Here is a 24,385-nt window from a genome sequence, read left to right as displayed (position 1 = left end):
TATGTTAGCCATCATGAAAGCAGAACAATTAAAATGGAAGCGAACTTTTATTCCCAAACTACTGTGGCTTACGCCACTTATAACCTTACTTATAGGCGCTGTACTGATGGGAGGTGAATATTTTCAAACAGGAGCTTATAACTGGTGGTATACGATGCTTCTGCCAGGTGCACTGACGATTTGCTGTGCCTTAGTGATCGAAAAAGATAAGAAGTTGAAATACCATAGTATACTTGCACTACCACTTGGCCTCAAAAAGGTTTGGTTGGGAAAAATACTTTCATCAGGTGTATGGCTTTTCATTATCACTATTATGTTCTTTGGAGGAATTACAGTAGGGGGATGGCTATTTGATCATAGCTTACCAATAACAAGCAGCTTATTAAGTTCTCTAATTATTTTCGTAACGTTTTTGTGGCAAATTCCCTTATGTCTTTTTCTGGCAGCTAAATTAGGAACCTATTTGGCTATTTTGCTCAATGTAGTTGCCAATATCGTAGGGATTGTAGTATTTGCTGATGGAGAGCTATGGTATTGCTATCCTTTTGCAATAGGTGCACGTCTATTATGCTCAACTCTCGGTATATTACCAAATGGTCTACCAGTACCTGAGGGTAGTTCTTTACTCAATAACGATGTTATATTTCCTGGATTATTGATAACGATCACTTGGTTTATCATAATCACTTCACTCACGACAAAGTGGTTTCAAAAAAGGGAGGCCAAATAGCAAATGGACATGTTACGATTATTGAGAGCAGAAAGTCTTAAAACAAGACGAACTCCATTACTACTTACACATCTACTTGTCCCCATTGCTATTTCTGGATTGTTTTTAGCTTACTATTCCTATTCACCATGGGATTTTCACGGAAAAGTAACTGCCTATTTTCAAGGCCTAGCGTGTGGACTACCTATGATTATAGGATTAGTATGTGCAATGGCATCCGATCAGGAGGCGAAGGCAGGTCATTATCAAAGCATGCTAGTCTCAACAAAAATAAAAATAAAGGCATACTTGAGTAAGCTTATATTATTATTGATGTATAGCTTTGGAGCCATCTTTATGTCTGTAGCTATTTTTAGTATGGGCTTTAGAGAATTATTACATGAAGTAGATTTTGACTATTTATTTTATAGTGTTGCTGCCTGTATTTTATTCAGCAGTCATATTATTTTTTATATTTTACATTTATTTGTAAGCTTCCAATTTGGAAAAGGTGCTTCGATTGGTTTAGGCATTGTAGAAGCCCTGCTGGTCGCTTTGTTGCTTACTGGTTTAGGTGATGCTATTTGGCCCTTTTTACCGTATGGATGGAGCGGTCACTTTGTTTCTTTATGGATTTTAACTTCGGCGGGCACAAATTTAACATTGCTCGAAGGAAGTATCCAAACTAGTATAATATGGTGCTTAGCTGGAAGCATACTGGCTTTTGCATTATCTTGCCTATGGTTTTGGAGATGGGAAGGTAGAGCAGCTGAATAGTAGGAATGGATGGTTGAGGATAAATTATGGCAAATATATTAGTAGTTGATGATGAAATTGATATTTTAATGCTGGTTAAAAATGCACTACATAAAGATAATCATTTAGTAAATATTGTGTTTAATTCGACAGAGGTAGAGAAGATGGATCTAGGCTTCTTTGATCTAATCTTACTTGATGTGATGATGCCTGCTATTGATGGCTTTACGCTATGTAGGCAAATTCGCCATGCGGTAGATTGTCCGATTCTTTTTCTTACCGCTAAAACCTTAGAGGAAGATATTATGTTTGGTCTTGGCTTAGGTGCAGATGACTATTTAATCAAACCTTTTAGTATTGGCGAACTACGGGCAAGGGTAAATGCTCATATTCGACGTGAAAATAGAGAGAAACGGAATGTTCTTTATCATGGTAAAGTTCATTTTAATCTTTCTGGTAAAGAACTATTTGTTCAAAATGAGAGGATTCCGTTAACCAAAAGTGAGTATGAAATATGTGAATTTTTAGCGCGTCATCGCGGGCAAGTTTTTTCTAAAGAACAAATATACGAAACGATTTTTGGATTTGATGGCAAAAGTGACAGTACAGCGATAACAGAGCATATTAAAAATATTCGTTCAAAGCTGCATGCATTTGATATAGAAGTCATTGATACGGTTTGGGGGATTGGCTATAAGTGGAAACCGTAAAACCGAGGAAAGGAACACGTCTGCATACATTTTTTCTGAGATATTTATTTTTTCTGTGCATTGGCATCATTCTTTTAGTGGCACTATTAATAGGTCTATTTATGTTTGCCTTTTCAGCTAATATTATTTTACCTGCAAATTATGCAGAGGCACAAATCACGTTAGCAAAAGATCGAATTGCTACAAGCAGCTCGGTAACGGATGCGATGATCCCTGACCTTGTAGAATATGCAGTGGTTTCAAACCAGGGAGAGTTTATTTCAGGCAATTTAACTAAAGAAGAGGCTTCCTATGCATGGCAGTTAAAACAAAAAGGAGAAAAGCAGGGAAGTTCTCGATTTTATGCATTTATTGAGCGCGAACAGGAAGTATGTATTTTACGCTATAGTTTAGTACCTGAGTATCGCTCTGCTATCATAAGAAATTATTTACCTAATCCGCAATTAACAGTTTTATTAGTTTTTATTATTGGAGTTGTTGTACAAGCAGCGGTACTTGCTGTTCATTTTGGCAGAAGACTAAAACAAAAAATGATGGGCTTACAAGAAGCTATTGAAAAAATACAACATCAAAATTTGGCATTTCATTTACAACCGTCTGGAATCCAAGAAATTGATGATATTGCTCTTTCTTTTGAACAAATGAAGGAAGCATTAAATACTTCTTTGACACAGCAATGGCGGGCAGAAAGATTGCGCAGAGAACAAATATCAGCACTGGCACATGACCTGAAAACACCATTGACGATTATTCGGGGAAATGCCGAACTTTTATTGGACACCGCCCAAGATGAAATGCAAAAAGAATTTAACCATTATATATTAAAAAATACGGTTGAAATTGAAAAGTTCACAAAGCAATTAATGGATCTTTCGAATGTGGAGCAAGGTATTGTCACCTCAAAATCAAATGTCGCCATGCATTCTTTTATTCAACAGGTCGAACAACAAATGAAAGCTCTTGCTTTAGAAAAAAATCTTGAAGTTAGTGTAGAAATGGTCAGGCTACCTACTTCCATTATGATAGAGGAAGAGCTTTTTTATCGGGCTCTATTAAATGTGATTGTCAATGCAGTTGAGCACACACCAAATAACGGCAAAGTCACTTTATCTGTTGAAGGAAAGGGGGATGTTATTCATTTTACTGTGAAAGATAGTGGTACTGGTTTTTCAGCAAAAGATTTAAAAGAGGCTACCAAACAATTTTATCGTGGAGACCCAAGTAGAAATACAACAGATCATCATGGTATGGGCCTTTATATTGCAGAGTCAGTTATTAAAAAGCATGATGGGGTAATAACACTCGCTAATGATTCGATAACGGGTGGAGGAAAAGTGACAGTCACTATTCCTGTTATGAGGATGGAGTAACAGTTTATTTTTTCCAATTTACTGCGGGTAGAAATCAAAGTCATTGCTCTAATGAAGTCCTTCATGTTACCCTAGTAATAAATTTAGTCCTTTTTATTGGAAGTAAGGTTTTACAACTAACTATCCTTATAAAGGGCTTTTTTTATAGAAAAAAGTTTTAAGGGTACTTAAATGGAGGAGTTTTTTTTATGGCAGAAAGAGGTAGACCAAAAGGCGCAAGTGGAGAAGAAAGTCGCGCATTATTACTTGAAATTGCAGCGAAAGAGTTTGCGCAGCATGGATATCATGAAACGAAGGTGAGTACGATAGTAAAAAGTGCATCATTAAGTCAGCCTACTTTTTACCTGTATTTTAAAAATAAAGAGTCCATTTTTGAAGAATTAGAGAATCTTTTTCGTTTACGAATGATGGATTTAGCCAAAAAAAGCCGCTTACAGCCTGCATTAGAGCAAGCAACAGTAAAATCACGTATTATCCATAATGTTAAGGAATTATTAGCGTTTTTTGCTAAAAACCCAAATTTAACAAGAATTGGATTATATTTATCGACAAAGGCTGATGAAATAAAGGCACAAATCGTCAAGCAAATTAAAGAGAATCTGGATTATGAAGTAGATGCTGGCTATTTTCGGAAAGATTTAGATACACATATAGTTGCAGAGAGCTTAATAGGTATTATTGAGCGATTAACATTTGTTCAATTACTGCCAAAGCAAAAAAAGCCAGAAGAGATAGCCACTGATATTGTGAATTTATTAATAGATGGTATGTTGGATAGGGGAAGTCATGACTAATAATCAACCACTTCATAATTTTAAAAAAAGAAAATACTGATTTTTTCTTTTTTTAAAGTTGAATATTACTTTTGAGTAATATAATATTAGGAATATGTAGTGATTACCATTAGTATTTCAAATGGTTCACTCAATTAAAGAAGAAAAGAGGAGGTGAATGGAATGATGTATCCACCAATGCCATATGTAGGAGATAAAGGTGGCCGTATTACTGTTAAGTAATTATTACTTAAGGGTCTGGCTTATTTAGTCAGACCTTTATCTTTTAAATGAAGAGACTGTTTAATATGCTTGAACAGAGTAAGTTAGAAAATGTAACTTTCTACTACAGAAAAGAAGGTATAAAGCAATTGATTGGTCAATTAGCAACTGTAGATGGATTAGTGAAATTTCAGGGGACAAGGGGTGTTTTTGGAAAGATTTAGTTACACATATGGGTTTCAGAGTGTTTTAGTGAATTGATTGAATGATTAGCATTCATTCAATTGTTGCCAAAGTAAAAAGCCAAGAGATAGATAATTGTAACTTTAGTAATAGAAAGGATATTTACTAGAGAAAATAGAGGAAATAACTATATAAAAGAAAATGATTTTTCTTTTATATAGTTGAATATTACTTTTGAGTAATATAAAATTGCTTATTGTTATTTTATATCAAGATGTAGAAAGAAGGATCTATGAGTACCAAAATAACATCTCTGTTAACGTTCATCCAGATTTTTTAGGATCAAATCAAACCTTCTAAACTACTGTAAAAATCGATGGGGCTTTAAATAGACTTAGTGAATGAGTGACACCATTAAGAAGAAGGAAGATTGTACATGGGAGTGATGTTTAATGTTTAATATGTAAAATTAATCCAAAATAGAGTCGCATTTTGCTTTTATAGCAATTTAAAATTTTTAAATAATATAATTATCGTATATGTTTGTTATTCGTATATGCATTAGAACATGATTGATGTAAGAGAGTGCTCCTATTCTTTTTCAATCACATATTGGTAGAAGTAAAATGTATAGAAAGAGGAGAATGCTATGAGAAAATGGCAGCAGGCAGTATCGGTATTTGTCATCTATTTGTTAATGGCACAGATTGTAGTTGGTAGTTTCCCAGTGTATGCTGAAACGAATGATCATGAACAGCCCATACTAACTGTCACACTCACAACAGATGGAGAGCCTTATATAGATGGTGACATTGCTTCAAGTCCTGTTACTATTCAAGCGACAACAACTACAGTTGATAGTGCTAGTCTACAGATAGAGACTTCTAACGACAAAGGAAATACATGGACAGTATTCAATACTTTAACGCCACTTGTTTTAACAGATGCAGGGGACTATCATATTTGGTTTAGAATCATTGGGCAATCCGCCATTAGTAAGCATGTAATTCGCATCGCAGAACAAAAGCCATCGTTATTGTCAGCAGGTAACTCTATTATTTATGTGGACGCAACTGCTACTGTTGGGAATAATGATGGTACAAGTTGGGACAATGCATTTCAAGATTTACAATCCGCTTTACATAGCGCACTAAGTGGACAGCAAATCTGGATTGCCCAAGGAACATACACACCAACTAGAAAAATGGATGTAAATGATTCACGCAGCGTAGCATTCCGAATGAGAAATGGTGTGGAAATTTATGGCGGTTTTAAAGGTGATGAAGAGACATTAGCGCAGCGAGATTTTAACACATACAAAACTATACTAAGTGGAGCACTTCCTAGTGGAGAAAATGCCTATCATGTATTTTATCATCGATATGACCCTGATGTAAGTGTATTAAATGAAACAGCCATTCTCGATGGTGTCACCATTACGGGAGGTTTTGCTAATAAGGGGACGCATATGTATGGTGGTGGGATGTACAATAGCGATGGCAATAACCCACTCTTAAGAAATGTCCTATTTACCGGGAATAAGGCACAGGGAGATGGTGGAGGCTATGGAGGTGCTATGTATAATACTAGAGGAAGTAACCCGATTTTAACAAATGTTCTATTTAATGGAAATGAAGCGTACCTAGGTGGCGCTATCTACAATGCTAGTAGTAGTCCAAGATTAAGTGGTGTCAAATTTGATGGAAATAAAGCGACTGGCTATGGAGGCGCTATCTATAATGGTGGTAGCAGTAGTCCGACTTTAACAAATATAACATTTACTAGCAATGAAGCAGTATACGGAGGTGGTATATACAACGGTAACGTGAGTAATCCCATCTTAACGGAAGTTGAATTTAATAGAAATAAGGCAACTCAACATGGTGGTGGCATGTACAATTATGCCAATAATCCAACTTTAACAAACGTAACCTTTAATGAAAATGAAGCTACTTTTTATGGAGGTGCTCTATACAATGATGCTAGCAGTCCCAACTTAATGGAGGTAACATTTAGCGAGAATAAGGCGGAGTATGGAGGAGGGATGTTTAATACTGGTAGCAATAGTAGTCCACTATTGAAAAATGTGCTATTCAATAAAAATCAGGCAAGTCAGTTAGGAGGAGGGATGTTTAATACGAACTATAGTATCCCAAGCTTAACTGATGTAACGTTTGATCAAAACAATGCAATCAATGGGGGCGGCATGCACAATACCAATAGTAGCCCGATGATGACAACTGTAACATTTCGTGAAAATAAGGCCGGTTATGGTGGAGGGGCTATGTCTAATGATGGTGTCAGTAATCCAATTTTAACGAATATGCTATTCATTGGAAATGAAGCGTATATTGGGGGCGGTATGTTCAATGATGGCAGTAGCAGCCCCAATTTAAGAAATACGTTATTTACTGGCAACAAGGCAGATTTTGATGGTGCTACTATAAGTACTGACTCTCCAACTAGTAATATCATCTTAACGAATGTGACCATCAGTGGCGATGTTCCGAAATATGGAGTGGGTGCTATTTCTGGAGGTGGCTCAGCTAGTAAAATTCAAAATAGTATTATTATCGGAAATAACAAGAAAATTGCCTTTTATAATTATAAAGGTAAAGTTGAAAATAGCTTGCTCGATGTGGAAGTAGGAAAGAACATAAGAGGGAAACTATTTGATACGACTGGGACGGCTGTTGATACGCCCACTTATCTGCCAACAGATGTGTTTATGGATTCAAGCAAGAAAGATTATCGCTTAAAAGCAGATTCTCCAGTAATAGATCAAGGGAATGCTAGTTATCCTGAATTAGCAGATATAACAACAGACCTTGCTGGGAAAAAACGTGTGCAAGGAGCGGCGATTGATTTAGGCGCGTATGAAGTGCCAAATTATTATAACATTATCTACGATGCAAATGGAGCAACGGGAGGCAGTGTGCCACAAGATGATCAGAAATATGAAGAAAATGCCCTTGTGACAGTGAAGGTTAATAGCGATAATCTTGTGAAAACAGGCTATACCTTTAAAGGCTGGAATACACAAGCAGATGGTAAAGGCACAGCATATGCAGTGGATGATACCTTCCCAATGGGTACAGATAATATTATATTGTATGCGGAGTGGGTAGCTAACCAAACATATACAGTCAAATATGATGCAAATGGCGCAACAAGTGGTATAGTGCCACAGGATAGTCCATTATATGAGGAAAATGAAAAAGTGATGGTACAAGGAAATAGTGGAAATCTAGTAAGAACAGGCTACACATTCAAAGGCTGGAATACACAAGCAGATGGTAAGGGAATATCCTATGCCGAAAATGCAACCTTTCAAATGGGAAAAGCCGATGTCATCTTGTATGCCCAGTGGACAGCGAACCCAACTTATACAGTCATATATAATGCAAATGGTGCAACAAGTGGGACAGTGCCAAAGGATAGTACATTATATGAAGAAAATGAAACAGTAATGGTACAAGGAAATAGTGGAAATCTAGTAAGAACAGGCTATACTTTTGCGGGCTGGAATACAGCACAGGATGGTAAGGGTATAGCCTATATAGCAAATACGCCTTTAATAATAGGTGAGGCAGATATAATTTTGTATGCTCAATGGATAGCGAATTCTTCAACACCTGGTGGAGGTAATGCCAATGGTCCTTCAATGCCGCATGGAGGTAGTGCTTCTCATCCATCAACGTCTATTCAAATATCCTTCGAGACAAATGGTGGCCTATCTTTAGAGGACATGGAGATTACCTATAATACAAGAGTCAGTGATTTACCTGTACCAACAAAGGAAGGTTTTCGTTTTGACGGTTGGTATATAGATAAAGCGCTAACGATACAATGGGCTGAAGATACGCTTATGAGGGAGAATTTAACGCTCTATGCAAAATGGATAATATTGCCAACAAAAGAACCGAAAGAACCACAGCAATCCCCACAGTCAAAGCCTTCCGTGGTGACTTTCGAAGATATCGAAAACCATTGGGCACAGGATATGATTGAGGCATTAGCAACGCAGGGCATTATTAAAGGATATGAAGATGGTACTTTCCGACCGAATGAATCAATTAGCCGCCAGCATGTTGCCTCATTATTCACACGTGCTTTTGAATTCGAGGTGATTCGCCCAACAGCAGCCTTTTCGGATGTAGCACCAAACCATATGTACTATGATGCGATTATGACCTTACAGCAGGCAGGCATTATTGATGGAGCGGATGGAGCATTTCGTCCAACAGACAATATTACACGGGCACAATTAGCTAAAATTTTAGCAAATACACTACAACTGAAATCAGAAGGTAAGAGTTCTTTTAAGGATGTAGATAGCAATCATTGGAGTGTTGGCTATATTGCGGCATTAGAGCGAGCAGAGATTACATTAGGGGATAATGGCAAGTTCCACCCTGAAGCTTCTGTGACAAGAGCCCAATTGGCGGTTTTTATATACCGAGCAATGCAGCAATAAAAATGATTTTTTAGGCGTGAGGCTATCTAACAGCTTCGCGCCATTATACTATGAAAGAGTAATATTTTTGTTGAATATTACTTTTGAGTAATATAAAGTAGTGAATAGATAGTGAGGGTAATTCTGATGAATCACTAAATAAAGAAGAAGGAGGGATTCGATGCAACAACCGTTAAAAAAGTGGAAGCTATTGTTAGTCACTAGTGTTGTTATTATTTTATGTAGTTTGGGCTTGTTACCAAATGCAACAAAGGCAGCAGAAATTACAGTTAATGGAGAGGTTCTATCCTATATCCAATACCTAGAAGGAGATTCTGCAGGGATTCTCCATATATATAGTGGAGATTATTTAACAAAAAATTTTACCGATAGAGATAGTTTACCGACAGATGCGAAATGGATAACATTTTTTCCAATTACTCTGCCATTAGATAATGGTATAGAATACATGTTTAGTCGTGATGGAAAATCTGTAGAAAAGCAGTATGTTCACAATTGGACTGATATTCCTTCTGATGTTAAGTGGATAACAGTAAGTAATTTTGATGGTGATATTGGGAGTGGGAAAAACCCAATAACGAATCAAAAATACCGCTATAGTGTAGATGGTGTAAATATTGTGGAAAGTGCTACCGTTCCTGCTAATGCTTTATGGGCTAATTTAAGCTACTATGAAACCATTTCTAATGGAACACATAAACGTTTAAGGTATGAAAAAGTGAATTACACATTAAAATTAAATCCAACACCACCAGTGATCAATTTAACAAAGTCCCCTACAGGATGGACAAATGGTGATGTTACAGTTACGGCAAATATTAGTAGTGAAAGTGATTTGAAGATTCAAAAGTGGGATTATGGCATTCAAAATGAATCATATTTTAATACAGCTGGAAACTCATTAGTAGATTCTTTTGTTAGTATAGATCAAAATCGAACGATTACGTGGTATGCAAGGGATATTTTATTAAATTCAACTGTTCAAACGATTACTATTGATAATATCGATAAAGATGCACCAATCATTACAAGTGGCAATATGACCATAATTACCAATCAGAAATTAGAAGTTCCAATTACCATTACTGATAGTAAAAGTGGAGTGAAAACGAAGAAATGGGCATTTGGAAATCAAAATGAATCTTATTTTTTGACGGGAGGAAATCCGTTCACTGAGAATAAAATTGTTGTGGATAATTTTGGGACATATACATTGTTTGCGGAAGATCATGCAGGAAATAAGTCAATCTCCACCGTGCATTTATATTCAGCGGATTTAGAGGGCTTACATTTAAATGAAGGAACGCTTTCTCCACAATTTTCTAAAAAAATACTTTCTTATGATGTCAATGTAATGAACACAGTTTCAACCGTTACAGTGATACCAAATGCTATAGATTCAACTGCAACAGTTAAGGTTAATGGGAATCTAGTCAGTAGTGGTGCAACATCAGCTACAATTCCCCTTAATGTTGGAAGTAATACAATATTAATAGAAGTAACAGCTTTAAATAGCACAAAAAAGACATACCAAGTGAAAGTAACGCGGGCGCTATCAAGTAATGCTAATCTAATTAGTCTTACTTTAAGCTCAGGAATACTATCTCCTGAAATTAGCTCAGGAGATAGCAATTATACAGCAAGCGTAGAGAATGCCATTACTAGTTTAACAATAACACCAACAACAGCAGATGCTACAGCTAAAATAAAGGTGGACGGGCATGCGGTGAGTAGTGGCATAGCATCAAATCCGATTCCGCTGAATGTAGGACAGAATACGGTAACAATCGAAGTAACAGCAGAAGATAACACAACGCAGAGGACCTATACAATTACGATAACGAGATTCCCATCGAATAATGCTAACCTGAGTGATCTCACTCTAAGCACGGGGTCATTCCTTCCTGTATTTAATGGGGGAGATTTCACCTATACAGCAAGCGTAGAGAATGCTATTACTAGTTTAACAGTAACACCAACAGCAGCAGATGCCACAGCTAAAATAAAGGTGGACGGGCATGCGGTGAGTAGTGGCACAGCATCAGATCCGATTCCGCTGAATGTAGGACAGAATACGGTAACAATCGAAGTAACAGCAGAAGATAACACAACGCAGACCTATACAGTAACGGTAACGAGATTCCCATCGAGTAACGCAAATTTAAAAAGTCTAACGTTGAATTATGGAAATTTGAAGCCGTCATTTGATTCTCAAATTGAAAAATATTCAGTTAATGTTGATGTAAATGTGAATAGTATAGATTTAACACCAATACTGGATGACCATGATGCAACGCTGATGATTAATGGAATACCAAGCAGCAGTGGAAAGAAAATGACAGTGTCACTAAACTTCGGGGCAAATACTATTTTACTAGAAATAACAGCACCAGACGGGGTTACGAAAAAGAAATACAAAGTTGAAATATATCGTGAACAGCTACCAGCACCCGTAGATTCACCACAAATTCCAGGAAACTCAGCGCCTGTAGAGCCAGCAGCACCAGCACCAATAGAGCTTCCTCAGCTGGTACCGACTGATCCTAAGCAACCGCAAGAGCCCATTACAGATATTATCTTTTCAGACGTGCCCGTGCATCATTGGACTTACACAATGATTGGTGATTTTGCTAAACGTGGATATATTACAGGGTATGTGGATGGTACTTTTAAACCAAATGATCCGATTTCTCGTCAGCATGTTGCGTTAATATTTTCCCGTATTTTTAAACTAAATCCCATACAGGAAGCACAAACATTTAAGGATATTCCACTAAATCATCGGTATTATGAAACCATCAAGTTGGTGCAACAAGCTGGTCTGTATCAAGGTATTAACGGATACTTTAAGCCAAATGAAAATATGACACGTGCTCAAATAGCGAAAGTATTAGCTATAGCATTAAACTTATCACCAACGAGCACACATACATTTAAAGATATTCCATCAACACATTGGGCACATGACTATATTATCGCTCTGGCGGCAAATGATATTGCGTTAGGGGATAACGGTTACTTTAAACCAGAATCTTCAGTAACACGTGCCCAATTTGTAGCATTTTTATACAGAGCCTTACAACAATAATAAAATCCAACATGGTTCATATTTGTATAATTTTGTTAATCAACATGTGTGATTATGGGATAAAGGGGATGTTATGAGAAGAACATGGCAACAAGTGGTTTCGTTATTTGTCATCAGGTTGTTACTTATACAACCTGTGTGTGGTAATGTGACCGTATTTGCAAATATAAATGAGACACTTCATTTTACAATTACAACAGAATCCATCATCAGGTGACAATAAATACAAATGGTGGTACAATACTTCCGCCATTAGAGGTTGCTTATAATACAAAAATAAGTGATTTACCTTTGCCTACCAAAGATGGTTTTCGCTTTGGAGGCTGGTATGAGGATGCAGCATTTAAAATTAAGTGGGATGAAGATACAGTTATTCGAGAGAATTTAGTAATATATGCAAAGTGGATACCTTTGCCAGTGTACGAATCAGACACACCGCAGCACTGGTAAGGTTCGATGATATGGATAGCCATTGGGCAAAAGAGATAGTCGAGGAACTAGCGACACTAGAGATTATCCAAGGTTATGAACATGGGACTTTCCGTCCGAATGAACCAATTAGTCGAATGCATGTAGCAGTATTATTTGCTTGCACCTTCGAGTTTGAATCAATTCGCTCAGCAAAAGTCTTTTCTGATATAGCACCAAAACCTATCTACTATGAAGAGATCAACACGCTACAGCAAGGGGGAATTATTGATGGGTGGGGTGACACATTCCGACCATTAGAAGCTATTACATGTGCACAAGTAGCAAAAATTTTAGCAAAAACATTACAACTAACTTCTGAGGGTACAAGTTCATTTAGTGATGTTTCTAGTAATCATTGGAGCATGGATTATATTGCAGCACTAGAACAGGTTGAGATTGCATTGGGGAGTAATGGTGAATTTTATCCCAAAACGCCAGTAACACGTGCCGAGCTAGCGACCTTTTTATTCAGGGCACTCCAATTTTAACTATCTTTTGTGTAATCTAACAGCTTCACATCGTTATGAACACTGTAAAGTCGAATATTACTTTAAGTAATATAGATTAGCGATGAATAGATATTTTTATAATCACATTTGAAAGCTCATTAATTTAAAGAAGAAAAGTAATGGATATTACGTATAGCAACAAAGGGTAAAAATATTTTCTATTTGTAAATAGTCCAATAGATAGAAGAAATTATAAGTTAAATTAGTCTATTATTAGAAGTAGAAAAAACTGATTTTTCTATTTTTCTAGTTGTATATTACTTTAAAGTAATATAGAATCAAAAATAAGCAGTGATTATCATTAGCTTATCTGATGGTTGTTCACTCAATAGAGAAAAGAAAGTGAGGTGAAAAGTAATGATGTTTCCTCCAATGGGTTTCCCAAAAGGCGATACAAAGCCATTCGGTAAATAATTATTACCTCAAGGTCTGACTTTTTAGTCAGACCTCATCTTTTGAAATTTAATCAGGGAAGGCTGTTTACCATGCTTGAACCAATATATGAATTAGAAAATGTAACTTTCTACTATAAAAAAGGTAAATTTAAAGCAAATAATGGCATTTCATTGACTATATATAAAGGTGAAATAATTGGATTATTAGGCCCGAATGGTGCAGGAAAAACGACATTGATAAAGCAAATGATAGGACAGCTAGCACCAACAGAGGGATCCGTGAAATTTCATCAACAAGAAGTATCTAAGAATCCGAAGTATGTATTGAAACAGACTGCTTATTATTCACAGGAGACTTTTGCTTTATCATTTTTAAAAACATGGGAAGCCATTTATTTTACGGGTAGATTAAAGGGGCTTTCCAAAAAAGAGTCGAAGCAACAGACAGATAATATTTTGCTGAGGTTAGACATGGAAGCTTATCGAGATAAGCTACTGTCAAAGCTTTCGGGTGGTCAAAGAAGACTCATTAGTTTAGGAGCAACTTTGATTGGTCAGGCATCTGTTATGATTTTGGATGAGCCTACAAATGAGCTGGATCCATTAAAACGGAAATTAGTATGGGACATCATTCGTGAGCTTAACCAAAAGGGTACAACAATTATTTTAGTCACTCACAATATTTTGGAAGCTGAAAAAGTTGTTCATCGTGTAGCTGTTATAGATAACGGAAAGCTTTTAGCCATTGACCATGTCGAAAAGCTAAAGAGAAGAGTAGACCAAAGAATGCGTTTAGAAATTTATGCACAGGAGGCCTCTATTCACAATATCAAAGACAGACTGAAAGATTTTGGACAAGCAGAATTAGTAGAGGATACAAAACTCACGATGTTAATCGAGAAAAATATGGTTCGTACTATTGTTGAAATAATACAGGATGAGACATTGAACATTAACCAATACTCTCTGTTTCCACCAAGTCTAGAAGATGTCTATTCACTACTTCAAGAACAGCAAAGGAGTGAATAGTTAATGAATGCCTTTAGTCAATTCTTTGTTGAATTACTTATTTTATTTCGTATACAAATAGCTATTGTAAGGCACCAATTATTATGGATTATTGCAATGTCTTCCATTTTCCCAATAGTTACTTTAGTTTTTCTAGAATTTTTACTGGGTGAATCTAGCTCTGAACAATTGGCACGATTAATTATCGGTAATATGATTTTTAGTATTCTATTAATGGGGATGAATATTCTAGGGCAGGATATCTCGTATCAAAAATTTGGGGGCTATTTTACATATTACTCATCCCTTCCCATTCGAAAGGTTAATTTTATTTTATCTTTGTTGTTTTATGGTATTTTAACTTCCTTACCTTCGTTTATTATTGTATTTACGTTTGGTCAGCAAATTTATGGGGTGAATCTTCATTTTGAGTGGCTTTTACTACCAGTTGCTTTATTGGCGATTTTTAGTGTAGTAGGCATTGGTGTATTAATGGGTTTTTTATCTCCAAATCCTCAATTTACAAATATTGTAGCGCAATTTTTGTTGATGTTTGTTACTTTCTTAACACCAGTTATGATTGAACTGAAAGACCTTCCCATCGTTCTGCAGTGGATTTCCTACGTGTTACCTACAACATATGTAGCGAATGTATTACACGGTATGTTAACTGTTGGATGGACCAATTCTACATTCATAGATGTTCTTATCTTACTTATTTTTTCCTGTTTTTCTTATCTATTGATCAGTAAAAAAATACATTGGCGTGTTCAATAAATTATTTGAATAGGGAGTTAAATTTATAATGAAAACTTTTGAAACTAAGATAGATCAGTATGCTGAATTGGTCATAAAAATAGGTATTAATATTCAACAAGGACAGACTTTAGTGATTTCTGCCTCGATAGCTGCTGCTGATTTTGTTCGGAGGGTTTGCCGACATGCCTATCTCAATGGTGCACATTATGTTTATATAAAGTGGATTGATGAAGAGCTTGCTCGAATTGAATTTGAATATATGACAGAGCAAGGCTTAGCCTATACACCAGATTGGCTTGTGAAGGGGTATGAAGAAATGGCGAGTAGTGGTGCCGCTTTTCTTTATATTATTTCACCCCACCTGCAAAATATGGAGGGAATAGACCCTGTTAAGGTAGAAAAAGCAGAGTATGCTTCTGCACTTGCTTTTCGTTCTTTTACCGAAAAATTGATTAAAATGCAAGTTAGTTGGACTGTTATTGTTTATCCGACGGAGCAATGGGCAGCATCTATTTTCCCTGACTTAGAGCCCAAAAATGCTCTTGAGGAATTATGGGAAAAGTTTTTTGAAATACTAAGATTAAATGAAGAGAGCCCACTACAAGCTTGGGAAAAGCATGTTGAAACATTAAATAAAAGGGCCACGTTATTGAATGAAAAGCATTTCCGTTATTTACATTTCATTAGCGAAGACACAAATCTAAAAATAGAGCTACCACAAAATCATCGTTGGGTTAATGGCTTGGAAACGAATGACAAGGGAAGCTCATTTATTTGTAATATGCCGACTGAAGAAATTTATACGACACCACTCAAAAAAGGAGTAAATGGAATAGTCAAAAATACAAAGCCATTAGTTTATGAAGGGCAGATCATTGATCAATTTACACTTACATTTAAAGATGGTGAAATTATTGATTTCTTTGCAGAAAAAGGGATGGATGCATTCCAAAGTATTCTTCAAAAAGACGAGGGTGCTAGATATATAGGTGAGGTTGCATTGGTTCCTCATGATTCTGCAATCTTTGCGAGCAATCTACTATTTTATCATAATTTATTTGATGAAAATGCATCCAGTCATTTAGCCATTGGGCAAGCCTATACTTCAGGCTTGAAAGAAGATGGTGCAAACCTAGAAAACATAAATAATAGTATGATCCATATTGATTTTATGATAGGCTCACAAAACTTACAGGTGAATGGAATACGAGAGGACGGTACTGCCGAAGAGATTTTAGTGAATGGTGAGTGGGTAATTAAATAAGGGGGAAGATGAATGGAAATAGTGCAGTGTAAGACTGATAATGATTATGAAAAATTCGCTGTTTTCTTTTTGCAAAATAGAAATATATTTGACGATATGTATCCGATTTTAGATACACTTGGTAGTTTATATGTCATGATAGAGGAAACAAATCTGCTTCTCTTTCAAAATACACAGCAGGAAGTATTTGCTGCAGCAAGCTATACATTGGGTGTAAGAGAAGATCAATTTAAAAATAAACATATCGTTTTTATTGATTGCGCACTTTTAAAGAAAGAATATCAAAATAGTCGATCCTTTGTTAAGGGTTTTCTACAAATGCTAAAACATATTTTAGAAGAACACCCAGAAGTGAAGGAAGTCCAATTTTATGCTTATCGCCATCATGGCTATATTCACCGTCTTTATAAAAAGTTTGCCACTATTATAGATGAAAAAGAAGGATATTTTGGAATGCAAGATGTCTTCTCTGTGGAATTTCACAAATTGACTACTTTTTTAGAGGAATTTAATAAAAAACAAACCATTTAAACGGAATGGATAAAGGGCTATTTCAGGCAATGTTTCTATAAAAAATGCTACAATAAAAGAAAAAAAGAGGCGATGTACGTGAATAACGTCATTGATTTTATTGCAAAAAAAAAGGAACGTGAAGACCGAAAGCGTGCTCAAGATTTAGAACGTTATGTAGCTACACAATGTAATTTTCAACACCCTGAAAATATTGATGCTCTTGTAGAGGACAAATTGATTGAGGTTAAAGATCATACGTTATTTCTTGGCTTTCTATCCATTTTAAAGGATGAGCAAATAGAACCGTTAGATATTTTTCAAGATGTCTTTTCATTAGAGCCCTCTCGTTTTGAAATGTCCTACAATATGAGATGGTGGTCAGTTGTGCAATTGGCATTTACATTTTTAACAATTCTCAAGGAAAATGAGCCGCATACATATGCTGATTTTTTAGGTCTCTCCAAATAATCTAAGTATGTGTACGTCTGTAAAGCAAACGTATACATACTTAGATTTTTCTTATCTTCCCCCGCTAGCTTTACAAGCCTACTTCATTTATTCATTAAATTCATAGATATTTATAATTCCTCAATAATTTTTACTAAATATTCTTAACACCTCCATACTTGCTTAATGTTTGTTTTATAACATAACGTTTGTAAGCAAATAAAAATAAAGCAAAACAAATGGAGGGTCCAACACATGGCAATTCAAAAACTGTGGAAAAAAGGTCTAATTGGTGCATTAGCTATTTCCATGTTGGCAGCTTGTTCTGACAGTTCATCTAGTGCAAATGAGGTAAACAAGGATTTATCGCTTGAGGACATTACAGAAAAAGCAAAGGAAGAGGGCACTGTTAATTCTGTCGGTATGCCAGATACATGGGCGAACTGGGTAGAAACCTGGGAGGAACTCGGGACCGAATATAGCATCAAACACAAGGATACGGACATGTCGAGTGCAGAGGAGTTAGCGAAGTTTGAAGCAGAGAAGGATGATGCTACGGCAGATATTGGAGATGTCGGGATTGCTTTTGGACCAATCGCTAAGGACAAGGGCTTAACATTACCATACAAAACGTCTTATTGGGATGAAATACCTGATTGGGCTAAAGATGATGAAGGACACTGGATTGTTGGCTATACAGGAACCATTTCTTTTTTGACAGATAAAAATAATGTGAAGAATGCTCCAACATCATGGGAAGACCTAAAAAATGGAGATTACACAGTAAGTATTGGGGATGCATTAACAGCTAACCAAGCACAGTTTGCCATCTTAGCAGCGGCTATGGCATTTGGTGGAGATGAGTCCAACATCCAGCCAGGTATAGATTTCTTTGCTGAATTAGCGAAGCAAGGACGTCTACAGGGAGATCCATCAGTAGCAAACCTAGAAAAAGGTGAAATAGATGTTGCGATCTTATGGGACTTTAATGCATTAGGTTATCGTCATCAAATTGATGAGGACCGCTTTGATGTAGTGATACCTAAGGAGGGATCTGTCACTTCTGGTTATGCAACGGTAATTAATAAATATGCCAAAAACCCACATGCTGCCATGCTAGCACGTGAATATATTTTATCTGATGCAGGTCAAGAAAATTTAGCAAAAGGCTATGCGCGTCCAATTCGGGACGGAGTGAAATTACCACAGGATGTAAAAGATTTACTATTACCTGCTGATATGTATACGAATGCACAACCTGTTAAAGACCAAAAGAAATGGGAAGATACAACAAAGCAAATCCCACAACTCTATCAAGAACAGGTGTTAATCCATGCAAAATAACAAAGTGGTTCTCATTGTTATCGATGCCTTGCGCTTTGACACAGCCTGCACACATATGGGGTTCTTGCACCATTTAGTCGAGCGTCAGGTAGCTGCTCGCTATAAGGTTTGCTCAGAGGTGCCTTCTTTATCAAGACCATTGTATGAGACGATTTTAACAGGTACACCCCCTATTGTACATGGCGTTACCAGCAATATGACAGTGCGTTTATCGAAAGGGCAAAGTATCTTTCATATCGCAAAGGAGCATGGTTTAACTACAGCAGCCTCCGCCTATTATTGGGTGAGTGAGCTTTATAATAGAGCGCCATTTAATCATATGGAGGACAGGCTACAACTCGATACACATTTACCAATTGACAATGGTATGTTCTATTTTGAAGATCATTATCCAGATAGTCATGTATTTGCCGATGCAGCATGGTTAATGGCTCAAAAGCAGCCTGATTTCCTGTATATTCATCCAATGAATGTTGATGATGATGGTCACAAATTTACGGCAGATTCTGCTCAATATCGCAATCGAGTTTTAGCGATGGATGCTTTACTATCCTTGTTTATTCCAAAGTGTATGGCGCTGGGCTATGAGGTTATCGTTACGGCTGATCATGGCATGACAAGAGATGGTGATCATGGCGGTACCACACATGAGGATCGTCATGTCCCGCTATTTGTCATTTCAGATGCTGTAAAGGCTGGCATAAAAGAAGGCATTATTTCTCAATTACAAGTTGCACCACTGTGCTGTCATTTATTAAATATCAAGCCTGCTGAAGATATGGTACCACTCCTGTTAGAAGGTGTGTTTACAGCAAAAGAGGTTTAAATAATAGTAGTCGCTCTTATTATAAGGAGCGGCTATTATCCCCATGAGCCGCAAGTCATTTATAGAAAGAAGTGAGTGTGTTGATATCGAAGCGGCAATCCATTGCTTGGCTTTCGCCTTTTCTTGTATTACTATTACTGTTTTTCTTAGTACCGCTCCTATATATGCTCATTACAAGCTTTCAAAATAGTGAGGGCTTTACTCTGAAGCAGTATGAATCAATTTTTACGAACGACTACATTCTTCAAGGTTTTAAAAATAGTATTACTTTATCTGTTATCTCAGCTATGATTGCGTTACTTATCACCTTGTTTGCAGTTTATGCTATGATGAAGTTTTCAGAGCCAATACGGGAGAAGATTTTAATACTTACGAACTTAACCTCCAATTTTTCAGGTATTCCGCTAGCATTTGCTTTTATCGTTTTACTTGGCAATAGTGGTTTATTTACATTGTTATTTGACAAATGGGATATTGAGGCGTTGACATCCTTTTCATTATACAGTTGGAGCGGTTTGTTACTTATTTACATTTACTTTCAGCTGCCATTATCACTAATGCTGCTATATCCCATTTATGATGGAATTCAGCAACAGTGGAAGGAGGCGGCAGCCCTTCTTGGTGCATCTAGCTGGCAGTTTTGGATGAAAATTGGTCTCCCTGTTATGCTCCCAGGAATTGTGGGAACCTTTAGTGTATTGTTCGCCAATGCAATGGGCGCGTATGCCTCTGCTTATGCATTAACAAGTAGTAATTATAATTTAGTGGCGATTCGTATCGGCTCCTTAATAAAAGGTGATATTTTTGCTCAGCCAGAGCTAGCCAGTGCCATTGCAGTTATATTAGCAGTGACAATGGTGACGGCCATGCTGATCAGTGAGTGGAGCATCTCTAAAACAAGGAGGAAAGTAAAATGAAAAGGCGTGGTTTGGCTGATTTCTTTTTCCTTCTGCTCGTGGGATATTTACTATTACCAGTGTTAGCAACAATGCTCTATGCGTTTGCAACAAAATGGAATAAAACGATATTGCCAGAAGGACTCACACTAAAATGGCTTTCCACATTGTTTCAGGATACCGATTTTATTCAGGCATTTGGTCGTTCAGTATTTTTAGCAGGGGGGGCAGTTAGCATTGCACTCCTTGTCATTGTGCCAGCCATTTTCGTCATCGTCCTATACTTTCCAAGATATGAAAAATGGATACAGATGGCAGTGGTGATGGTGTATTCTTTTCCAGGAATCATTTTAGCTGTAGGGCTTATACGCGTTTATAGCCAAATAGGTATACCGATGATATTTGTTGTTTTAGGTGCCTATGTTGTGGGAATTCTTCCTTATATCTATCAAGGTACACGAAATAGTTTAAGAAATATAGATGCGAGGCAGCTACTTGATGCCGCTCAATTACTAGGCGCATCCAAAAGGCAGGCATTCACAAAAATTTTACTGCCTACCGTTTATCCAGGCTTTTTTGCAGGGGCATTGTTATCCTTCTCTGTCTTATTTGGTGAGTTTGTCTTAATTAATCTTGTTGTAGGTTCTCGCTTTGAAACCGTTCAAATTTATTTAATGAAAAAGCTTAGCACAAGTGGACATATTGCTAGTGCTGTTGTTTTCATCTATCTCGTGCTAATGGGTCTTTTAACATTCGTCATTGCTATCGTAACGAAACGATCGAAAGGTGCTACAAATCTATGAGTTATCTTGTTATTGAAGGGCTGCATAAAAAATATGGACAAGTATCTGTCTTAACCAATATTCATATGGAAATTCAAAAAGGAGAATTTATCACACTATTAGGTCCTAGTGGCTGTGGAAAGAGTACGATTTTGCGTATTGTTGCAGGCTTAACAGATGCATCGGCAGGTAAGATTTTGATTGAAGGAAAAAATATGAGTGGGGTACAACCGAAGGATCGTCAAGTGGGTATGGTCTTTCAATCCTATGCACTTTTTCCTAATATGACTGTGCTCGAAAATGTTGCTTTTGGTTTGCGTATGCAAAAAGTTAATAAGGCAGATATAGAGCAGCGTGTTCATGAAATGCTAGCGCTTGTTCATCTAAGTGAGAAAGCTAATGCGTATCCGAAAGAATTATCTGGAGGTCAACAGCAGCGTGTTGCTCTAGCCCGTGCATTAATTGTCCGACCTAAAGTACTGTTATTAGATGAGCCGCTTAGTGCGCTTGATGCTCAAATTCGCAAAAAACTTCAAGCAGATTTACGAGCAATTCAGCGAAAATTAAATATGACAATGATTCTAGTTACTCATGATCAGGAAGAGGCAATGGCTGTTTCGGATAGAATATTTGTCATGAATAATGGCAGCATTGCCCAAAATGGTACGCCAACGGAAATCTATACGAAACCAAATAATGAATTTATTGCTAATTTTATCGGTCATTATAATGTTTTTCCTCGCCAAACTTTAGAAAAAATGCTTGGAGCATCTTTAATAGAGCAAGCCACGAAATTTGCTATACGACCTGAGGCGTTACATCTCGATCAACGAGATGGGGACTTATGTCTCTTTGGGGTTGCCAAACAATCATTAATGAGCGGCAATATTATTCGTACTACGTTTGAAGGAGAAATGGCGTTTACAATGGAACAACTGCATCAACAAGGGTATTCGATTGAAATGGGAAAATCCTATAAGTGTTATGTCGCACAAGAAGATGTGATTGCGCTATCATGACTTACGCTAAACTGGAAAGATTTGAATTTATTTTAAAACAATTAGATTCTGAAGGGAAAATTATTGTTGCCAATATTGCCGATGCCCTTCAGGTAGCACCAGAAACAATTCGCCGAGACTTTGATGAATTAGAACAACAGCATTTATTATCAAGAGTTCATGGCGGGGCTATTAAATATACGAATGTACGTAATGAACCGGTATTTTTACGCAAGCTACAAATGCACAAGGACGCAAAGAGACAAATTGCTCGTATTGCTGCAAAACGCATTTGCGACGGCGATACTATTGCAGTAGATACAGGTACTACAACAGTACATATAGCCGATTTTTTACTAGCTGTGGAAGATATAACGGTTGTAACGAATTCAATTGCAGCAGCTATTCAATTTAATTTAGCCATAGAAGAACGACGCATGACAGGCAAGGTCATATTACTAGGAGGTACGGCGAATCCAAAACAATCTTCTGTTGCAGGTGCTATGACGTTAGAAATGCTAGATAATATGAATTTTGATAAGGCCTTTTTATCGTGTGGTGGCATTAGTGAGGGCATTGTTTATGATTACGATTTGGATGAATCTCTTATTTCAAAGAAAATGCTCAAGCATAGCAAAGTGAGTTATTTATTAGCCGATGCATCTAAAATTAATGGCAAATCATTTTTTCAAATCTGTCATCTTGATGAATGTACAGAAATTCTTTGCGAAAGCACTTGTCCATTAGAATGGCAGGCTTATGAGGAAAAATGGACGATATGTAATGGAGGGAAGAGTGGATGACAATTGATTATCATGTACATTTAGAAGAGGGACCTTATTCATTTCGCTGGCTAGAGCGTACATCGCAGGCACTGGAGTTTTTTCATTCGAATGATGAAACGGAAAAAGGCTCCAAACAACAAATAACTTGTCATTTACAGCGGCTAGCAAGGCGTGTGAAAAATGGCTGTTATAGTGAGGAATGGTTGGATTTATATCTCGAACAGGCAAAGCAGCTTGGCTTACGTGAGGTGGGGATTGTCGATCACTTATATCGTTTTCAAGAAACGCGTGCCTATTTTGAGCGATTTATGAGGCTGGATGAAAGTAAAATTGGACAAATTCAGCGCTATTGGCTGGATCGTGTGATGACAGAAAATATGGATGCTTTTGTGACGACCATTCAGCAGGCAAAGGAAAAATGGCGTCAACATGGCATTACACTGAGACTTGGTATAGAGGCAGATTATTTTGTTGGTGGTGAGGAGGAATTAACTGCTTTGCTAGCAGGTTATCCTTGGGATTATGTAATTGGTTCTGTTCATTTTGTTGATGGGTGGGGCTTTGATAATCCACAAACAAAGTATCTTTTTGAGCAAATGGATCAACACTCTTTACAACAAAATTATGAGCGTTTTTTTAAAGTAGTAGAGAAAATGATTCTTTCCAATATGTTTGATTTTGTTGCCCATTTAGATAATTTTAAAGTATTTAATTATCAGGTGGAGGATCGTGCGTTTCTTGAAGTTTGGTATAAACGTATTGCAAAGGCACTAACGTCTACTGAAACCGCCACTGAAATCAATGCCGGGCTGTATTATCGTTACCCTGTACAGGAAATGTGCCCGGGTCCTCGTTTTTTACAAACCTTACTTGAGCATGGAGTTGCTTTTACTGTATCCTCTGATGCACATTTCCCAGATGATTTAGGTAAATATACATTTGCCAATACAGAGCTGCTAAAGGGTTATGGCGTTCAAGCTATTGCCTCCTTTGAACAGAGAGTGAAAAAAATGATGACGTTATAGGTTGAGTAAAGGGCACTAAAGCTTCAATGTAGTGCCTTTTATTCGTATTACATAAGTACAATTTTACTCGCATAC

23 protein-coding genes are annotated in these 24,385 nt (G+C 36.9%); all 23 read left to right on the top strand.

Annotation, left to right across the window (positions count from 1 at the left end):
* The first annotated feature begins 1 nt into the window (after nucleotide 1).
* Complete coding sequence (locus AAJG31_RS07950; RefSeq protein WP_288583984.1) at nucleotides 2-730, top strand: lantibiotic immunity ABC transporter MutE/EpiE family permease subunit; 729 nt, start codon at nucleotides 2-4, stop codon at nucleotides 728-730.
* Between the two features lie 3 nt (nucleotides 731-733).
* Nucleotides 734-1,486 (top strand): lantibiotic immunity ABC transporter MutG family permease subunit, encoded by a 753-nt coding sequence (locus AAJG31_RS07945; protein WP_202341638.1) that lies wholly within the window; start codon nucleotides 734-736, stop codon nucleotides 1,484-1,486.
* Between the two features lie 26 nt (nucleotides 1,487-1,512).
* Entirely contained in the window at nucleotides 1,513-2,175 is a 663-nt protein-coding gene (locus AAJG31_RS07940; RefSeq protein ID WP_004224888.1) for a response regulator transcription factor, read from the top strand.
* The gene (locus tag AAJG31_RS07935) at nucleotides 2,163-3,545 is read left to right on the top strand and encodes a HAMP domain-containing sensor histidine kinase (protein WP_279494252.1); all 1,383 of its coding nucleotides are present in this window, start codon (nucleotides 2,163-2,165) and stop codon (nucleotides 3,543-3,545) included. The genes AAJG31_RS07940 and AAJG31_RS07935 overlap by 13 nt, the downstream gene beginning before the upstream one ends.
* A 188-nt stretch (nucleotides 3,546-3,733) precedes the next feature.
* Entirely contained in the window at nucleotides 3,734-4,339 is a 606-nt protein-coding gene (locus tag AAJG31_RS07930; RefSeq protein ID WP_004224884.1) for a TetR/AcrR family transcriptional regulator, read from the top strand.
* A 287-nt stretch (nucleotides 4,340-4,626) separates the two neighbouring features.
* A complete protein-coding gene (locus AAJG31_RS07925; RefSeq protein ID WP_004224881.1) occupies nucleotides 4,627-4,764 on the top strand; it encodes a hypothetical protein in 138 nt (45 codons plus the stop codon).
* 608 nt (nucleotides 4,765-5,372) lie between these two features.
* On the top strand, nucleotides 5,373-9,200 hold the full coding sequence (locus tag AAJG31_RS07920; protein WP_279494254.1) for an InlB B-repeat-containing protein: 3,828 nt from the start codon (nucleotides 5,373-5,375) through the stop codon (nucleotides 9,198-9,200).
* 160 nt (nucleotides 9,201-9,360) lie between these two features.
* Nucleotides 9,361-12,288: a cadherin-like beta sandwich domain-containing protein gene (locus AAJG31_RS07915; RefSeq protein ID WP_279494255.1), complete on the top strand. Its 2,928-nt coding sequence runs from the start codon at nucleotides 9,361-9,363 to the stop codon at nucleotides 12,286-12,288.
* A gap of 73 nt (nucleotides 12,289-12,361) precedes the next feature.
* Nucleotides 12,362-12,505, top strand: coding sequence for a hypothetical protein (locus tag AAJG31_RS07910; RefSeq protein ID WP_279494256.1), 144 nt, complete (start codon nucleotides 12,362-12,364; stop codon nucleotides 12,503-12,505).
* Nucleotides 12,502-12,738 carry an InlB B-repeat-containing protein gene (locus AAJG31_RS07905; RefSeq protein ID WP_004225880.1) on the top strand — a complete coding sequence of 79 codons (237 nt, stop codon included), beginning with the start codon at nucleotides 12,502-12,504 and terminating at the stop codon, nucleotides 12,736-12,738. Before AAJG31_RS07910 ends, AAJG31_RS07905 begins: the two co-directional genes overlap by 4 nt.
* 11 nt (nucleotides 12,739-12,749) lie before the next feature.
* Nucleotides 12,750-13,247: an S-layer homology domain-containing protein gene (locus tag AAJG31_RS07900; protein WP_279494258.1), complete on the top strand. Its 498-nt coding sequence runs from the start codon at nucleotides 12,750-12,752 to the stop codon at nucleotides 13,245-13,247.
* A 506-nt stretch (nucleotides 13,248-13,753) separates the two neighbouring features.
* Nucleotides 13,754-14,692: an ABC transporter ATP-binding protein gene (locus AAJG31_RS07895; protein WP_004225877.1), complete on the top strand. Its 939-nt coding sequence runs from the start codon at nucleotides 13,754-13,756 to the stop codon at nucleotides 14,690-14,692.
* A gap of 3 nt (nucleotides 14,693-14,695) precedes the next feature.
* Nucleotides 14,696-15,448, top strand: a complete 753-nt coding sequence (locus AAJG31_RS07890) for an ABC transporter permease (protein ID WP_004225875.1) — start codon at nucleotides 14,696-14,698, stop codon at nucleotides 15,446-15,448.
* A 28-nt stretch (nucleotides 15,449-15,476) separates the two neighbouring features.
* Nucleotides 15,477-16,694, top strand: coding sequence for an aminopeptidase (locus tag AAJG31_RS07885; RefSeq protein ID WP_054550552.1), 1,218 nt, complete (start codon nucleotides 15,477-15,479; stop codon nucleotides 16,692-16,694).
* A 12-nt stretch (nucleotides 16,695-16,706) separates the two neighbouring features.
* On the top strand, nucleotides 16,707-17,225 hold the full coding sequence (locus tag AAJG31_RS07880) for a hypothetical protein (RefSeq protein WP_054550553.1): 519 nt from the start codon (nucleotides 16,707-16,709) through the stop codon (nucleotides 17,223-17,225).
* Nucleotides 17,226-17,297: 72 nt separating this feature from the next.
* Entirely contained in the window at nucleotides 17,298-17,675 is a 378-nt protein-coding gene (locus AAJG31_RS07875) for an ELKS/Rab6-interacting/CAST family protein (RefSeq protein ID WP_227744978.1), read from the top strand.
* A 234-nt stretch (nucleotides 17,676-17,909) separates the two neighbouring features.
* Nucleotides 17,910-18,998, top strand: a complete 1,089-nt coding sequence (locus AAJG31_RS07870) for an extracellular solute-binding protein (protein WP_066036561.1) — start codon at nucleotides 17,910-17,912, stop codon at nucleotides 18,996-18,998.
* Complete coding sequence (locus AAJG31_RS07865) at nucleotides 18,988-19,824, top strand: alkaline phosphatase family protein (RefSeq protein WP_279494261.1); 837 nt, start codon at nucleotides 18,988-18,990, stop codon at nucleotides 19,822-19,824. Before AAJG31_RS07870 ends, AAJG31_RS07865 begins: the two co-directional genes overlap by 11 nt.
* Nucleotides 19,825-19,895: 71 nt before the next feature.
* Nucleotides 19,896-20,741: an ABC transporter permease subunit gene (locus AAJG31_RS07860; protein ID WP_175400708.1), complete on the top strand. Its 846-nt coding sequence runs from the start codon at nucleotides 19,896-19,898 to the stop codon at nucleotides 20,739-20,741.
* Nucleotides 20,738-21,523: an ABC transporter permease subunit gene (locus tag AAJG31_RS07855; RefSeq protein ID WP_066036563.1), complete on the top strand. Its 786-nt coding sequence runs from the start codon at nucleotides 20,738-20,740 to the stop codon at nucleotides 21,521-21,523. The genes AAJG31_RS07860 and AAJG31_RS07855 overlap by 4 nt, the downstream gene beginning before the upstream one ends.
* Nucleotides 21,520-22,521: an ABC transporter ATP-binding protein gene (locus AAJG31_RS07850; protein WP_066036564.1), complete on the top strand. Its 1,002-nt coding sequence runs from the start codon at nucleotides 21,520-21,522 to the stop codon at nucleotides 22,519-22,521. The genes AAJG31_RS07855 and AAJG31_RS07850 overlap by 4 nt, the downstream gene beginning before the upstream one ends.
* On the top strand, nucleotides 22,518-23,303 hold the full coding sequence (locus AAJG31_RS07845) for a DeoR/GlpR family DNA-binding transcription regulator (RefSeq protein ID WP_279494262.1): 786 nt from the start codon (nucleotides 22,518-22,520) through the stop codon (nucleotides 23,301-23,303). The genes AAJG31_RS07850 and AAJG31_RS07845 overlap by 4 nt, the downstream gene beginning before the upstream one ends.
* Entirely contained in the window at nucleotides 23,300-24,310 is a 1,011-nt protein-coding gene (locus AAJG31_RS07840) for a histidinol phosphate phosphatase domain-containing protein (protein ID WP_279494263.1), read from the top strand. Before AAJG31_RS07845 ends, AAJG31_RS07840 begins: the two co-directional genes overlap by 4 nt.
* Nucleotides 24,311-24,385 lie beyond the last annotated feature (75 nt).

The organism is Lysinibacillus sp. BS3 (genome assembly GCF_039614735.1).
Classification (GTDB): Bacteria; Bacillota; Bacilli; order Bacillales_A; family Planococcaceae; genus Lysinibacillus; species Lysinibacillus capsici.
The sequence above is the reverse complement of the archived record's forward strand: the minus strand, read 5'-3'. Positions and strand labels throughout refer to the sequence as shown.